Annotated in this window: 16 protein-coding genes and 1 tRNA gene; 9 read left to right on the forward strand and 8 right to left on the reverse strand. The window is 30.6% G+C overall.

Translation table 11 applies throughout. The features are described from left to right. Positions 1–28: 28 nt before the first annotated feature. On the forward strand, positions 29–493 hold the full coding sequence (locus tag ACEW8E_RS12305) for a hypothetical protein (RefSeq protein WP_373480640.1): 465 nt from the start codon (positions 29–31) through the stop codon (positions 491–493). 123 nt (positions 494–616) lie between these two features. Here ACEW8E_RS12305 and ACEW8E_RS12310 read toward each other — a convergent pair whose 3' ends face one another. After that, on the reverse strand, positions 617–1,444 hold the full coding sequence (locus ACEW8E_RS12310) for a pentapeptide repeat-containing protein (RefSeq protein ID WP_373480641.1): 828 nt from the start codon (positions 1,442–1,444) through the stop codon (positions 617–619). A gap of 177 nt (positions 1,445–1,621) precedes the next feature. On the opposite strand from ACEW8E_RS12310, the gene ACEW8E_RS12315 reads away from it, so the two are divergent. The 4 genes from ACEW8E_RS12315 (at position 1,622) to ACEW8E_RS12330 (ending at position 4,844) form a co-directional block, all read left to right on the forward strand. After that, positions 1,622–1,990: an NAD(P)H-quinone oxidoreductase subunit M gene (locus ACEW8E_RS12315; RefSeq protein WP_373480671.1), complete on the forward strand. Its 369-nt coding sequence runs from the start codon at positions 1,622–1,624 to the stop codon at positions 1,988–1,990. A gap of 50 nt (positions 1,991–2,040) precedes the next feature. Then, positions 2,041–3,018 carry a metallophosphoesterase gene (locus ACEW8E_RS12320; RefSeq protein WP_373480642.1) on the forward strand — a complete coding sequence of 326 codons (978 nt, stop codon included), beginning with the start codon at positions 2,041–2,043 and terminating at the stop codon, positions 3,016–3,018. 77 nt (positions 3,019–3,095) lie between these two features. Beyond that, a complete protein-coding gene (locus ACEW8E_RS12325) occupies positions 3,096–3,977 on the forward strand; it encodes a 4-hydroxybenzoate solanesyltransferase (protein WP_373480643.1) in 882 nt (293 codons plus the stop codon). A 120-nt stretch (positions 3,978–4,097) separates the two neighbouring features. Then, positions 4,098–4,844 (forward strand): pantothenate kinase, encoded by a 747-nt coding sequence (locus ACEW8E_RS12330; protein WP_373480644.1) that lies wholly within the window; start codon positions 4,098–4,100, stop codon positions 4,842–4,844. A gap of 18 nt (positions 4,845–4,862) precedes the next feature. Here the strand turns inward: ACEW8E_RS12330 and lipA are convergent, their stop codons facing one another. The 4 genes from lipA to ACEW8E_RS12350 form a co-directional block, all read right to left on the reverse strand. Further along, positions 4,863–5,735, reverse strand: a complete 873-nt coding sequence (gene lipA / locus ACEW8E_RS12335; protein WP_373480645.1) for a lipoyl synthase — start codon at positions 5,733–5,735, stop codon at positions 4,863–4,865. 175 nt (positions 5,736–5,910) lie between these two features. Continuing rightward, complete coding sequence (locus ACEW8E_RS12340) at positions 5,911–6,945, reverse strand: rod shape-determining protein (RefSeq protein ID WP_373480646.1); 1,035 nt, start codon at positions 6,943–6,945, stop codon at positions 5,911–5,913. A gap of 261 nt (positions 6,946–7,206) precedes the next feature. Continuing rightward, positions 7,207–7,752 (reverse strand): CDP-diacylglycerol--glycerol-3-phosphate 3-phosphatidyltransferase, encoded by a 546-nt coding sequence (gene pgsA / locus ACEW8E_RS12345; RefSeq protein WP_373480647.1) that lies wholly within the window; start codon positions 7,750–7,752, stop codon positions 7,207–7,209. A gap of 24 nt (positions 7,753–7,776) precedes the next feature. Then, positions 7,777–8,895 carry a branched-chain amino acid ABC transporter permease gene (locus ACEW8E_RS12350; RefSeq protein ID WP_373480648.1) on the reverse strand — a complete coding sequence of 373 codons (1,119 nt, stop codon included), beginning with the start codon at positions 8,893–8,895 and terminating at the stop codon, positions 7,777–7,779. A 195-nt stretch (positions 8,896–9,090) separates the two neighbouring features. Here ACEW8E_RS12350 and urtC point away from each other — a divergent pair, with 195 nt between their 5' ends. Then, on the forward strand, positions 9,091–10,251 hold the full coding sequence (gene urtC, locus ACEW8E_RS12355) for an urea ABC transporter permease subunit UrtC (protein ID WP_373480649.1): 1,161 nt from the start codon (positions 9,091–9,093) through the stop codon (positions 10,249–10,251). A 10-nt stretch (positions 10,252–10,261) separates the two neighbouring features. Here urtC and ACEW8E_RS12360 read toward each other — a convergent pair whose 3' ends face one another. Continuing rightward, positions 10,262–10,543 (reverse strand): YiaA/YiaB family inner membrane protein, encoded by a 282-nt coding sequence (locus ACEW8E_RS12360; protein WP_373480650.1) that lies wholly within the window; start codon positions 10,541–10,543, stop codon positions 10,262–10,264. Between the two features lie 215 nt (positions 10,544–10,758). Between ACEW8E_RS12360 and ACEW8E_RS12365 the strand changes: the two genes are divergently transcribed. Continuing rightward, positions 10,759–10,831 (forward strand) — tRNA-Thr (locus ACEW8E_RS12365). 30 nt (positions 10,832–10,861) lie between these two features. Here ACEW8E_RS12365 and ACEW8E_RS12370 read toward each other — a convergent pair. Further along, positions 10,862–11,491, reverse strand: a complete 630-nt coding sequence (locus ACEW8E_RS12370) for a hypothetical protein (RefSeq protein WP_373480651.1) — start codon at positions 11,489–11,491, stop codon at positions 10,862–10,864. A gap of 71 nt (positions 11,492–11,562) precedes the next feature. Between ACEW8E_RS12370 and ACEW8E_RS12375 the strand changes: the two genes are divergently transcribed. Further along, entirely contained in the window at positions 11,563–11,823 is a 261-nt protein-coding gene (locus tag ACEW8E_RS12375; protein WP_373480652.1) for a nucleotidyltransferase family protein, read from the forward strand. Positions 11,824–11,940: 117 nt separating this feature from the next. On the opposite strand, the gene ACEW8E_RS12380 is transcribed toward ACEW8E_RS12375, so the two are convergent. After that, on the reverse strand, positions 11,941–14,220 hold the full coding sequence (locus ACEW8E_RS12380; protein WP_373480653.1) for a MotA/TolQ/ExbB proton channel family protein: 2,280 nt from the start codon (positions 14,218–14,220) through the stop codon (positions 11,941–11,943). Between the two features lie 80 nt (positions 14,221–14,300). Here ACEW8E_RS12380 and ACEW8E_RS12385 point away from each other — a divergent pair, with 80 nt between their 5' ends. Next, positions 14,301–14,480: a hypothetical protein gene (locus tag ACEW8E_RS12385; protein ID WP_373480654.1), complete on the forward strand. Its 180-nt coding sequence runs from the start codon at positions 14,301–14,303 to the stop codon at positions 14,478–14,480. Positions 14,481–14,509 lie beyond the last annotated feature (29 nt).

Here is a 14,509-nt window from a genome sequence, read left to right on the forward strand (position 1 = left end):
ATTGATATTTTTATTATTCTACTAACTAATGAATAAACTAAATTTACATAGTAAAATATATCGTTTTGATAATGATGATAACCTTTATTTTGTCACTATAATTTTAGTTGATGGAAAACCCATCGCTGATTTTTCTTACTATGCTACATCTTTGACAGAATTAAACAATACTTTAAAACAAAACGGTAAATACTTTATCTTAACCTGTTGGTGTGGTGTACCTGATTGTGCAGGAATTGAGCAAGGTATTCAAGTAACTCACCATCAAGATACTGTTAAATGGACAATTACCCAACCCAAACCTCATCGTGTCTTTACTTTTTCTGAAGATGATTATAGAGCAGTTATTACCGAAGGAATAAAACAAATAAAAGAAGATTTAGCTAATTTATGGTTTACACACACAGGAGAATATAATGATAAATTAGAGATTGTGCCCAGATGGGAAGATGATAAAGAATTAATTGAATTATTGAATATTCAGAGAGAATAAAACCCTTTACATTTTTCTGTGTTAAAGGATTTTTGTGATATTGTAATTGACTTATTAGTAAGGGAAAATAATGCACACTTAACAAAAGTTTTTAGTCATAGAGAGGAAAATGTATGCAAACTATTAAGAAGCCATTAAATGTTGATTAGTATTATTATTAATTAACTGTTGTATTTGTTCTTCTATCGCCATTTTCTTAATTTCAAGGATATTAATAACTTCATTAAGTTTTACATCATTAATACTATTCTTATTTAAGGCAAATTGTAAAAAACTTGATGTGTGAGGAAAACATTGAAAATCGGTGGTAATTTTTTCTTGAGAAGAGACAAAAAGATGATTACAAATAACTTGCTCAAATTTGGTAAAATCATTAATTTGCCAATCTTCAATAATTATACCCGTTAAAGTTCCTTGACTAAAATCAGTATTATTTGCTTTGGCGGAAGTTAAATCTCCTTCATTAAGTGTGATTTCTCTTAAATTAGCTTCGTTTAAATTAGCTTCGACAAAACTTACTCCCCTAAAAATACCACGAGAGAGGTTAGCATAACTTAGATTACTACCAATAAAAAAAGATTCTGTACAATTGGCTTCTTGAAAGTTAACTCCTAATAAACAAGATTTGCTAAAATCAGCTTGAATAAAATAAGCATTAAAACAATTCGCATCTTGTAAGTTTGCCAAACTAAAGTTAGCATCTCTACCATAGACTTTAGTGAAATTCGCTTTAGTAAGATTCGCTTTAGATAAATTAGTTTTGGTAAGATTAGCTTGACTTAAATCTGCTTTTTCCAAATTAGCTTCTTTAAGATTAAATTGACTTAAATTACATTTACTTAGATTCGCATTTTGTAAATCTATCACAATATGAGGATTTTCTTGTCTCCAGTTATTCCAATTAGTCGCTGATGAAGATAAAAGAAGTTGTAAATGTTTTTGGTTAGCCATATTTTTAATCTCTCTTGATAAAATCTTCGTTGTTTGATATTTCTATTAAGACTTAAGATTGTGAAGATCTTGTGAAGATAAAAAATTAATTTTCCTCGTTAACGTAAATACCCTTTTCCTTAAGTAGTTTTATGGCAAAATAACTTTAGAACTATAAATTGTTAATATTTAGTCATGATGTTAATCAAATCTACAACCCGCCATATTAGAATCTATACTGCCGAAATTCACAAAAATGAATTAATACCATCAAATCAAGTTTTAACTCTTGACGTTGATCCTGATAATGAGTTTAATTGGGATGAAGTTAGTCTCCAAAAAGTCTATAGTAAATTTGATGAGTTAGTAGAAAACTATAGTGGAGAAGACTTAACAGATTATAATTTACGTCGTATTGGTTCAGAATTAGAACATTTTATTCGTAACCTCTTAAATAAAGGGGAAATTAGCTATAATCTTGACGCTAGAGTGGTTAATTATAGTATGGGATTACCCAGAGTTGAAAATCCCGAATCTGAAGGCAAATATCAGTTAACCAATAAATAGTTAACAATAAATAATTAACAATTAACAATGATCAATATTCACAATTTACTATGAAATATTTAATAAAATCTATTGTTAGTTTAGTTAAGTTTATGACATTATCAACAACGATGATTGTTATAGCTATATTTAGTTTTTTATTTTATATTTATACCATAGAACCAGAGTGGATTGATTTTAAAAATATTGATCTTAATTTACCTAATTTAAGCAAAGAATTTGAAGGATGGAAAATAGTCCAAGTTAGCGATATTCATATTAGTGAATGGATGACGGAAAAAAGACTAGAAAACATAGTCCAATTAATCAATGAACAAAATCCTGATATAGTTGTTTTAACAGGGGATTTCTTTTCTCAAAGGATTACTTATACTAAAAGATTCGGTGAAAATCATCTTCCCTATGTAGAAAAACATCCTTCTTTTTTCAAGAAAATTATGAATAAAACTGGTATTTATACATCTAATTTTAAAGAAAGATCTTTAGATGAAGATAGGATAATATTAACTAATGCACTAAGTAAATTAAACCCCACTTATAAAAGTTTTTCTGTATTAGGAAATCATGATTATGGTACTAATTTTAGTTTAGTAGAAACTGCTTTAAAAGATAGTAATATTATTAACTTAAAAAATGATGTTTATACCATCGAAAAAAATAATAGTATTCTAAATATCGCAGGAGTCGATGATATTTTATTTCGTAAATATAACCTAGATTTAGTATTAGAAAAACTACCAAAAACAGGAGTAAATATTCTTTTAGCACATGAGCCTGATTTAGCGTTTGAAAGCGCTATTACTCACCGTTTTGCGTTACAATTATCAGGACATTCCCATGGTGGGCAAGTTAATATTCCTTTCTTTGGTGCGCCTTTTTTACCTCCCTATGGAGAAATATATATTAGTGGTTTATATCACCTTGAAGATATGATTCAATATACTAATCGAGGAATCGGCATGGCTTATCCTTACATTCGCTTTAATTGTCGCCCAGAAATTACCATTTTCACTTTACATTCTCCTTAAGTTTTTTTCGCAATACACTCCACCGCAAAGTCTTTGAATTTGATAAACTATTGCTTATTAATATTTTTACTATAGTTATGATTTCTTCTTCTGAAGTTAATTCACCTTCTTTATTCCAAAGTATTATTAAACTTCTCCGTTGGGATAAACCAGCAGGAAGATTAATCCTCATGATTCCAGCATTATGGGCGGTGTTTTTCGCTAGTATGGGAAAACCTCCCCTTGTGTTGGTAGGCATTATTATTTTAGGTAGTTTAGCCACCAGTGCCGCAGGATGTGTTATTAATGATTTATGGGATCGTAACATAGATAATCAGGTAGAGAGGACAAAAAAACGCCCCCTCGCATCCCGTGCTTTATCCGTAAAAGTCGGTATTATTGTTTTTATTATCAGTTTAACTTGTGCCGCAGGATTGGCATTTTATCTTAATTCCCTCAGTTTTTGGTTATGTGTGGCTTCTGTGCCTGTAATTATTTGTTATCCCTTAGCTAAACGAGTCTTTCCTATCCCTCAATTAGTTTTATCCATCGCTTGGGGTTTTGCGGTGTTAATCAGTTGGAGTGCCGTCACCGGTAATCTCACTTTTAATACATGGGTATTGTGGGGGGCCACAATAACTTGGACAATGGGTTTTGATACTATTTATGCTATGGCAGATAAACCCGATGATCTCAAAATGGGTATTAATTCTAGTGCCATCTTTTTCGGGGATTTTGTCGAAGATGCAGTAGGTTTATTTTTTGCTCTCACTGCTGGTTTATTCGCTTATCTTGGCTCTTTTAACAACTTTAACCTCTTTTTTGGAGTTACATGGGCGATCGCTGTGATTATGTGGGTAGCACAATATTTAGCATTACAAAAATCAAATCAAGAATCAGTCAATTATGGGCAAATATTCAGTCAAAATGTTTGGATTGGCTTTATCTTATTATTAGGAATAATTCTAGGTATAAGATAACAATATTAAAAAAAATAGGATTACTTAATTAAAGATAAATAAATATCTTGGAATCCACAAAAAGCACAAAGAAAATAATCAATACATCCTAAACTTTATGCAAGAGGTTAAATATTGTATATGCAATCTTGGCTTGGTTTAATTATCGGTAATTCTCGACTCCATTGGTGTTATTGTGATGGAGAAAAAATACAGCAAACATGGAATACCTCTCAAGCTGAATCCTTAGCTGAATTATCCCATATTTTAGATAAAACCCTTTATTTTCACTTAAAAGCACAAATTCCGTTATATGTCGCTTCTGTTGTACCTTCAGCTACAAAAATCTATCTTTCTCTGCCTCAAACTACCATTATCAATGGTAAAACTATTCCTTTACAAGATATTTACTCGACGATGGGAGTTGATCGCATTTTAGCATTATGGGGAGCAGGATGTAACTATGGTTTTCCTTGTCTTGTCATCGATAGTGGCACCGCTTTGACTTTTACTGGTGCAGATGAGAATAAAAAATTAATCGGTGGTGCAATTTTACCCGGAGTAAGGTTACAGTTACAAACTCTGTTTTTCAATACCGCCGCCTTACCAGAAATAGAGATGATTAGCGAAATCACCCCCCGTTGGGCGAAAAATACTTCTTCAGCTATTCAAAGTGGTATTATTTATACAATTATTGCTAGTATTCGAGACTTTACGGAAGATTGGTTACAAAAATATCCTCAAAGTCAAGTAATTTTAACTGGCGGTGATGCTCTATTATTAAATCAATATTTAGAAGAAATTTTCCCTGATATTAATAAGCAAATAAAAGTTGATACTAACCTTCTTTTCTTGGGAATCAAAGAATATATTAACATTACCAGTTAAAAGTAAAGCAAAATATCTCTAATATCGAGGATAAAGTTTCATCAGTTTTTGGACTTCCCCCGCATGATAAGAACTACGAGTTAGAGGAGAAGAAACTACTTGTAAAAAGCCCAATTTTTCACCAAATTCACGCCATGAATTGAATTGCGTTGGGGTGATAAATTCTTTAACTCCTAAGTGATGTTGTGATGGTTGTAAATATTGCCCAATGGTGAGAATATCACAATCAACTCCTCGTAAATCTTCCATTACCTGTTTTACTTCTGCATCTGTTTCCCCTAAACCTACCATTATTCCTGATTTTGTATAGGTAAGGGATGATAATTCTCTAGTTTTCTTTAATAGCTCAAGCGATCGCAGATATTCCCCTTGAGGGCGCACTTTACGATATAATCTAGCTATGGTTTCTGTATTATGATTTAATACCTCTGGTTGAGCCTGTAAGATGATTTCTAAAGCGTTCCAATTACCGCATAAATCAGGGATTAACACCTCAATAGTAGTTTCTGGGGATAATTTTCTAGTTTCTGTAATACAAGCCACAAATTGACTAGCACCGCCGTCTGGTAAGTCATCACGGTTTACGGATGTAATAACCACATGATTAAGATTAAGCCTTTGTACCGCTTCAGCTAATCGTAAGGGTTCTGTAGCATCAAGTTCTTTAGGAGTTTTATCAAAATCGATGTCACAATAAGGACAAGCACGAGTACAAGCTGGCCCCATAATCAGAAATGTAGCAGTACCAGCATTAAAACATTCCCCAATATTAGGGCATGATGCTTCCTCACAAACAGTATTTAAGTTCAAATCTCGCAAAATATCCTTAACACTGCCAACTCTTTGAATTTGTGGTGCTTTTACCCTTAGCCAATGTGGTTTTACCGTCACAGTCTTAATCTTTTGATCATCTCAACAACTCTTTGATCATAACTATTTTTATCTCACATTACAAGATAGTTAATTATCAGTTTTGCACCCCATTGACTCGTTAAGGTAAAGCAAAGTTACAAGGGCAAAGGGCAAAGGGGTACATTACTAACTCCTATCTCCTATCTCCTAACTCCTATCTTTTTCGACGACTCGCTCTACCCAAACGTTCATACTCTTCTAATACTTTACCCGTACCATAGACAACACATTTAAGAGGATTAGGTGCAATGTGAGTAATAATTCCTGTTTCATTAGCGATTAAACTATCTAAACCTCTAAGTAATGCTCCCCCTCCTGCTAGTGTAATCCCTCTATCAATAATATCTCCTGCTAGTTCGGGGGGAGTTTGTTCGAGAATTTTTTTTATAGCATCAACAATGGATTCTACAGTATCGGCGATACAATCCCTGATTTCTTCTACAGTGATACTAATAGTTTTGGGTAAACCAGAAACAATATTTAAGCCTCTAATTTCCATGACTTCTTGATCATTATCGGTAGGATAAGCTGAACCAATTTTCATTTTAACATCTTCTGCTGTTCTCTCTCCTACAATCAGATTATAAGTTCGTTTTAAGTAACGTTTAATCGCATCACTGACTTCATCCCCCGCTATTCTCACCGAATCGCTTAAAACAATACCTTGAAGACTTAACACAGCAACTTCCGTTGTCCCCCCTCCTATATCAACAATCATGTTACCTACAGGCTCATCAACGGGCAATCCTGCACCAATGGCTGCGGCTAGAGGCTCATCAATAAATTCTATATTATCTATTGCCCCTGATGTTTCCATAGCTTCTTCTACGGCTTTTCTTTCCACGGAAGTAATGCCACTAGGTACACCTATAATAATGCGAGAGCGAGTTAAATTATTATTTCCTCTTGCTTTTTTGATAAATTCCCGAAGCATCATTTCCGTTTCTTTAACATCGGTTATAACTCCGTCTTTTAAGGGGCGTATTGTTCTGACATTTTTAGGAGTACGCCCTAACATTTTTTGTGCTTCTTTACCGACGGCTAAGGCTTCATTTTTATCATCATCTATGGCAATAACTGAAGGCTCATCTAAAACAATATCTTTACCCGGAATATAAATCAAGGTATTAGCTGTACCTAAATCTATACCCATATCTTGAGATTCAGAAAAACGATCAAATAAACCCATTTTTTTAACTCCTTAATTTATATATTTAATTTTTGATAATTATAATTACTGATTTTAAAAATAACACTTTAAACAGAAATTTTAACTTAATTAACTCTTCGTAAAAAGTTAGTAAGCAAAATTTATTAGACTTTTCCATAAATTATAATTGTTAGGGAATAATCAGGGAAAATATAACTTAAATTCACATATTCTTAATCAGAATCTATTATTTAAAAAATTATTGAAGATCTCTATTGTATGTTTACTTTTCCTTTTTTTCTATTTTTCTGTTTCTAAAATTGAAGATGTAGAATTTGGAATAAGGTAAATTACTCCAGAAATAATTGTTAAGATTAATGCTAACCAGAAAAAAATTAATCCGATGGATTGCCACAAACCAGATAAAGGCATAATTAAAAAACTAATGGCTATAATTTGCATAACTGTTTTTAATTTTCCCCACATATTTGCACCACTAATATTATCTTGTTTTACTAAGTTCGGATTCACTCTCCATCCTGAAATTATGATTTCTCTAACAATAATAATTAATACTGCCCACGCTGGTATTTGTTGACGTTCAATTAATACTAAAAAAGGTGCAATTACTAAAATTTTATCCGTTAAAGGATCTAAAAATTTCCCTAATTCAGTAATTTGATTTAATTTTCTAGCTAAATAACCGTCTAACCAATCTGTAGCTGCCGCAAAGAGAAAAATCCCAAAAGCTATCCACTGAAAATATTTTTCTGGTTGATATAATAAATATATGATTGGAATTACTAAAAAAATTCTTGAAATAGTTATTGAGTTAGGGATATTCATTGTATTAAGTCATAAGTAAAGTTGTTAATTATTTAAAGAAAGTTCTTCTTTTTTCCCTAAAATACCTTGAGGGCGTGAAATCATTAAAATCATTAAAATTAAACCAATAATCATTATTCTTAATGCTCCTAATTGAGAGTCGTTTATTAATTCTGAATTACTAAAAATAAATCTTGTTAAAGAGTCATAACCCCAAAATATAATTGCTCCTAATATTACTCCTGCATTATTTCCAGAACCGCCTAAAACTACTATAATCCAAGCATTAAAAGTTAATAAAGGTTCAAAACTGGTGGGATAAATTGTTGTTAATTGCCAAGTATAAAAAGCCCCTGCAACACCTGCGATCGCTCCTCCTAACATAAAAGATTGTAACTTATACCAAAAGACATTTTTACCTAGGGCTTTAGGGATTTCTTCATCCTCTCTAATGGATTTTAATACTCTCCCCCAAGGAGAATGAATAATTAAATCTAAACCGTAATAAACGATAGCTAAAGCAAATAAAATTAATAACATTAAACCAGCTTTATAAGTATAATTAGATAAAGAAATAACTCCATTAATATATACTAATAAAACTAAAATTAAAGCAAAACTTGTAGAAATATAGATATTTAAAATGCTAGAAGGTTGATAACTTTTTCCAGTAATTTGTTTTTGTAATCGTAATTGTTGTTTAAGATTTCGCCCCAATTGCCAAACAACAAAAATCCCTAATAAAGTTAATAGAAAAATCATCATCATTTTACCTAGGGGATTGGGTTGAAAATTACCAAAAGGTAACTGATAACCTTGTATGCCAAAATTTCCTTTGGTTAACCATTGTTCATTTTGTACGATCAAACGTATTAATTCAGAAAATCCGATGGTGACGATAGCTAAATAATCTTCTCGTAATTTTAAAGAAGTTAATCCAATTAATAAACCTAAAAATGCCGCACCAAAACCGCCAATAATCATGGCTAAAAATAAAGGGATTCCTTTTTCTGTTAATAAAACAGTTGTATAAGCTCCGATAGTCATAAAGGCTACATGACCAAAATTAATTAATCCTGTAAATCCCCATTGTAAATTTAAGCCTAAAGCGAATAAAGCATAAAGACTAGCTGAAATTGTCAAAAACACTAAATATTCAACCATTAAAACCTCTCAACACTAAAAATCAATTACTTATCATAGCCAAATTGCCGTCATTGTCATAATTTCAGGAAAAAAATTTTTCTTTCAGGTTTATTTCAAAAAAAATGTATCAATACTTACTAAAAATGAAAACTATTATTTCGATAATAAGTGGAAGTCAAATTGCGAATTTTACTCATTAACAACTAAAACAAGATGGTAAATAGCACCCTTTCTCAATCACGGCAAGATAAAAAACAAAGATTATGGATAGAAATTGGTTCTATTATCGCCGTAATAATCCTTTTTTCCATAATTTTACCCTTTGTTATTAGTCCATTTCGATTACAGTTATTTGGTAGATTTTTAGCTTTAGCCATGGTGGCATTAGGTATTGATTTAATTTGGGGTTATACTGGATTATTAAGTTTAGGCCATGGAATTTTCTTCGCTTTAGGAGGTTATGCTTTTGCCATGCACTTAAAACTACAAATACCACAAGGGCAATTACCAGATTTTTTCACTCTTTATGGTGTGACTGAATTACCCTTATTTTGGAAACCTTTTCATTCTTTTCCCTTCACTGTTATCGCTATTTTTCTGATTCCTGCTATTGTGGCTGGTTTATTAGGTTATTTAGTTTTTCGTAATCGCATCAAAGGTGTGTATTTTTCGATTTTGACTCAAGCCGCATTAATTGTCTTTTTTAACTTTTTCAATGGGCAACAAAAATTAATTAATGGTACAAATGGTTTAAAATTTGACACTGAAGCAATTTTCGGTATTGTCACAAGTTCAGCAAAAGGTCAATTAGTTTTCTATCAATGTACTATTGTATTCTTAGTCTTAACTTATCTCCTTTGTCGTTGGCTTACTAGCGGTAGATTTGGAAGGTTATTAATAGCCATTCGAGATGATGAAAATAGAGTTCGATTTTCAGGTTATGATCCAACTTGGTTTAAAGTTTTAGTATTTAGTATCTCTGGTGCGATCGCAGGAATTGCAGGAGCTTTATATTCAGTACAAACAGCCATTATTACCCCTAGTATCATGGAAGTAGCTTTTTCTATCGAAATGGTTATTTGGGTAGCCGTAGGCGGTAGAGGTACATTGTTAGGTGCAATTATTGGCACATTATTAGTAAGATTAGGACAAAGTTTTTTAAGTGAACAATTCCCCGAAATTTGGCTATTTTTTCAAGGTGCGTTATTCTTAATTGTCGTAACAATTTTACCTAATGGTATCGTAGGTTGGTGGCAAAATTGGGCATGGTTAAAACTAAAATCCCTATTTGGTTTACAACAGACTTTAATAACTTATCCTGCCTTAGAAAATAACCCAGAAATTGAACTAGAAAAACAAAACTTTGATAACTAATTAACAATTATTAATTAATTTGGTTATGTTCTGCTAAAATTCTCTCTACCTTAGCCTCTTCTATTTTGGCAATCATTCTACTCGATTCATGAATATCTCTCTGGGTTTTTGTTAAACTAACCGTTGAGCCCACAGAAAAAATTAATCCCATACCCATATAACCTTTAATCCAAATATCCACTGGTAAATAAATTATTCCCAAAGAAGTGGCACTGATGGAGATTATAAAAGATAACCATGTTTGAATAACCCAAGCATTGCTATGACTTTGATTAAAATGCTCTTTTCCCATAATTTTATGAAGATAATAAACTTTATTTTATGATTATACTTTTACGGACTTTTTTTTGGGTTGAGTCATCAGACACTTTTAAAATTGGCTCACAATAAATCTATTAAGAAAAGAATTTTCATTTTTCTTGACAAATTTCCGACAAAATCAGTTATAATAGTCGTTGCAGTAAATAAAAAGATAAAACAATATCTAAAAACACTGTTTAAATTTATGCCATCTTAGCTCAGTTGGTAGAGCAACTGATTTGTAATCAGTAGGTCATCGGTTCGAGTCCGATAGATGGCTTTTAGTATGATTATCATATAAATTAGATTTTTATTGATTTTTACCCGGAGGAATAAAACGAATTTCGATGCGTCTTCTTGTCTCATCAGCTTGACGATTGAAAGTCGCTAATTCTCCTGATGGTAGGTATAATTGGGCACCAGAATATGCCCTAAATTTAATGTTTTTAAATTCTTCTTTTTTTTGTAATTCTTGCACCACTGCTAAGGCTCTCATCAAGGCTAAATCTGCATTTGAACCAGCTTTTAATTGAGTTACTTTAAATTGATTTTTAGCTACTTTTTCTAAGTTTTGATCTAAGTTACCACTTAACCCTAACACTTGTCCATCTGTATGTCCAATTACTTGAATAAAGTCTATATTTCTCTCTTTAATAATTGCTTTTATTTGGGGAATAATACTATTATTGATATATTTTTGAAAATCTGTTGTTAATTCTGCACTACCTGATTTAAACTTAAAGTTACCTGATTTTTCATCAATAACAATGGGAGTAGCTGACTGTAATCTACGATTTAATTCTAAAGATTGAAACAAAGCTAATAATAATAAAAAACTCATAATCATAAAAGCATTAGACATCAAATCGGTGAAGGAAGGAAAGACATCTAAATCTTGATTATCACTGGTATTTCTCCGGTTTGATCGAACATTTCTCATTTTTTTATGATAGGATTTTAATATAGTGATTAATTATAAATATTTATACAATTTTAGAAGAGTATTTTAACATGAATAATGTTACAGAGGATAAATTAACTATTCTAAAAAAACAAATAACAGCGATAAAATTAGACATTCAAGAGGAATATAATATAGAAGAATTAGGCTTATTTGGCTCTTATATTAGAGGAGAAGAAATAGAAAATAGTGATATACTGATTAAGTTTAAATCAGAAGCAAGATTTGGGCTAGTTACATACTGTGAATTAGAACATTTATTAAGTAAAAAATTAGGCAAGAAAGTAGATTTAGTGATGAAAGATTATTGAAAACCTCACCTTAGTACATATATTTTAAATGAGGTAGTTTATCTATGAGTAAAAGAGAATTAAAAGATTATTTAGAAGATATTATACAAACATTTTAATAAAAAAATTAATCATAAATTACTTATTAAATAAATTAGGGAAATCTTCATTAAATATTGTCTCAAAGTCCAAAAAAATATCTGATTTTTCTTTATTACCTCGATTATCTTTTCTATCAACATTTTCTGCTATTTTTTGTAAGAAAATTAATATCACTTTTTCATTTTTTTCTAATAATTTTAATCTTTCCTCTAACTCTTTATTAATTTTTTCTAAACTTTTGAATAATTCCGAATAACTATTAGTATTTTTAACAGTACTTTCTCCTAATTTTAACAAAATATCTCGACTGATATTAGTCATTTCTGAATATCGTTCATTATTTTTAACGGTATTTTCTCCCAGTTTTAATAAAATATCTCGACTGGTATTAGTCATTTCTAAATATCGATCGTTAATGGTGTTAATATTAGATTCAATGTGATTAACATTTTGGGCTAACTGTGTCATTTTATTGGTAGAAATGTCTAACATTTGCACATTAGTATTAATAGGTTTTACTACTTCATTTAAACTTTTAATTGTTTGTAAAAATAATTGTTGAATTTTTGCTAAATTTGTCGTTGTTTGGGCTAAACCTTCATTAAATTTTGTTTCCTTAATCGCTATTGCGGAGTTTATAAAAATATTAGCACTTTTATCTAAGAGTTCAATCGCGCTTTTAAACTGTTGATAATCGGGAGTAACTTTCACCATTTTATCAATAGATAAATCTAAGGTTTTAAGATTATTTTCAATGGGTTGAATTACGCCACTTAAACTATTAACTATTTGTAAAAATTGTTGTTGAATTGTAGCTAAATTAGAGGCGGTATTAACCAAATTTTCATCAAATTTACTGTCTTTAATCATCATAGCGGATTGACCAAAAATAACAGCACTTTCTTCTAATATTTCGATGGAGTATTTAAACTGCTCATAATTAGGAGTAACTTCTACCATTTTATTAACAGAAGCATCAAAGGTTTTAATGTTATTTTCGAGAGGTTGAATTGCTTGATTAAGAATATTAATCATGTCTAAAAAGGGTTGCTGAATAGTCATTAAATTATTCGTCGCCACCATCAGTTTTTCACTAAATTGACTTTCCTTAATGGTAGTAGCTGAATCAGCAAATAAAACTGAACTTTCCTCTAAACTTTCACTAGCTTTTTTCAACTCCTCATAAATATTTAATGCTAAATCAGTGGCTTTTTTACTATCTTTATTAAAGATAATAACTCCCTTTGTTAACTCTTTTGTTGATGCTGTAAACGCCTCTTGAGTTTGAGCTAAATTATTAGTAATTTTCTCTAAATTTTCGCTAAACTTACTAGCTTCTATTTTATTAGATGCTTTTAAAATAAGTTGGGAACTATTCTCAAAATTATTGATATTTTTATCTAATTTCACTACAATATTATCAAGATTTTTTACTTGATTAGCTAATTTATCCATAGATAATTGAAAAGTATTTGCTCCAGTATTTAAAGTACTAGAAACTTCCCATAAAGTATTACAAATTTGAGTAACTAATCTTACTGATTTTTCATTTTCATCCGCAATTTTATCGGCGGCTTGTTTAAAAGTTCGCTCTAAAACTTGCCCGACTTTTTCATGAAATCTCTCTAAAAATTCTGTCTGTTTATCCACCATTTTATTGACGGCTTTATCTAATCTGGTGTCACCTTCTACTAATGGTTTATAAATATTATCGAGATAATCTTCTAAGTTATTAAGTAAGGAATTTTTCTCTAAATTGATATTAAATTTTAGATTAATTACCGTTAAAATAGAAGAACAGAATAAACCGATTAAACTGGTAATAAAAGCAATACCCATACTTTGTAAAGGGCTTTGTAATTTACTTGTTAAATCAGCAATATCAGCACCCCCCTGATTAATAATTTGACTGATACTATTTAAGTTTAATGTGATGCCTAAAAATGTGCCTAATAAACCAAAAGCTAACAATAAATTAGGGATAGTTTTAGTGATAGATTCCGCTTCTTCACAACGAATATTTACATTGAGAAAATTAATAGTTTCCTGATGATAAACTCCATCAATTAATGCGATGGTATTAACGTTTTCTATCTGTTGACTTGCCTTAGCAAATTTTTGTTGTAACAGGTTAATAAATCTAGGTTGTATCCCTTGATTATCACCGTTAACTAATCTTCTTGTTTTCTTTTCTAAATCTTGTAAATGCAGATATAAAATACGCCTAGTTAAACCTGATAAAATAGTGGGTAAAATAACGAAAACTACTGTTATTATAGTTAACCATAACGGAAAAATTTTGAATGTTTCTAGCATAATTTTATGTTTGAGTAAAAATACTTTATCTTGATATATTTATATGATATAATAAATTTATTTCAATTAAATTAAATATTATGAAGACAAAACAAATACTGTTACAAGAAATAGAATTAATGTCTGAGGCTGAATTAAATGAAATATTGATTTTAGTCGAAAAAATGAAAAAAGAATCGAATGCTAATAAGTCTAATTCGACACTGCCGATCGTCAAGGTTCGGGAAAATCTATTTTACGTCATGCAGGAAAATGGGTAGGAGATGATTTTTATGAATGTTTGGAAATG

It is taken from the genome of Geminocystis sp., assembly GCF_041753295.1.
Lineage (GTDB): Bacteria > Cyanobacteriota > Cyanobacteriia > Cyanobacteriales > Cyanobacteriaceae > Geminocystis.

Excerpts from the sequence above, each read along its gene's own strand:
- ACEW8E_RS12370 (WP_373480651.1), bottom strand. The coding sequence starts at position 11,491 with ATGAGAAATGTTCGATCAAACCGGAGAAATACCAGTGATAATCAAGAT.
- ACEW8E_RS12315 (WP_373480671.1), top strand. The coding sequence starts at position 1,622 with ATGTTAATCAAATCTACAACCCGCCATATTAGAATCTATACTGCCGAA.
- pgsA (WP_373480647.1), bottom strand. The coding sequence starts at position 7,752 with ATGAATATCCCTAACTCAATAACTATTTCAAGAATTTTTTTAGTAATT.
- ACEW8E_RS12310 (WP_373480641.1), bottom strand. The coding sequence starts at position 1,444 with ATGGCTAACCAAAAACATTTACAACTTCTTTTATCTTCATCAGCGACT.
- ACEW8E_RS12305 (WP_373480640.1), top strand. The coding sequence starts at position 29 with ATGAATAAACTAAATTTACATAGTAAAATATATCGTTTTGATAATGAT.
- ACEW8E_RS12325 (WP_373480643.1), top strand. The coding sequence starts at position 3,096 with ATGATTTCTTCTTCTGAAGTTAATTCACCTTCTTTATTCCAAAGTATT.
- ACEW8E_RS12375 (WP_373480652.1), top strand. The coding sequence starts at position 11,563 with ATGAATAATGTTACAGAGGATAAATTAACTATTCTAAAAAAACAAATA.
- urtC (WP_373480649.1), top strand. The coding sequence starts at position 9,091 with ATGGTAAATAGCACCCTTTCTCAATCACGGCAAGATAAAAAACAAAGA.
- ACEW8E_RS12340 (WP_373480646.1), bottom strand. The coding sequence starts at position 6,945 with ATGGGTTTATTTGATCGTTTTTCTGAATCTCAAGATATGGGTATAGAT.
- ACEW8E_RS12360 (WP_373480650.1), bottom strand. The coding sequence starts at position 10,543 with ATGGGAAAAGAGCATTTTAATCAAAGTCATAGCAATGCTTGGGTTATT.
- ACEW8E_RS12330 (WP_373480644.1), top strand. The coding sequence starts at position 4,098 with ATGCAATCTTGGCTTGGTTTAATTATCGGTAATTCTCGACTCCATTGG.
- ACEW8E_RS12380 (WP_373480653.1), bottom strand. The coding sequence starts at position 14,220 with ATGCTAGAAACATTCAAAATTTTTCCGTTATGGTTAACTATAATAACA.
- ACEW8E_RS12350 (WP_373480648.1), bottom strand. The coding sequence starts at position 8,895 with ATGGTTGAATATTTAGTGTTTTTGACAATTTCAGCTAGTCTTTATGCT.
- ACEW8E_RS12385 (WP_373480654.1), top strand. The coding sequence starts at position 14,301 with ATGAAGACAAAACAAATACTGTTACAAGAAATAGAATTAATGTCTGAG.
- ACEW8E_RS12320 (WP_373480642.1), top strand. The coding sequence starts at position 2,041 with ATGAAATATTTAATAAAATCTATTGTTAGTTTAGTTAAGTTTATGACA.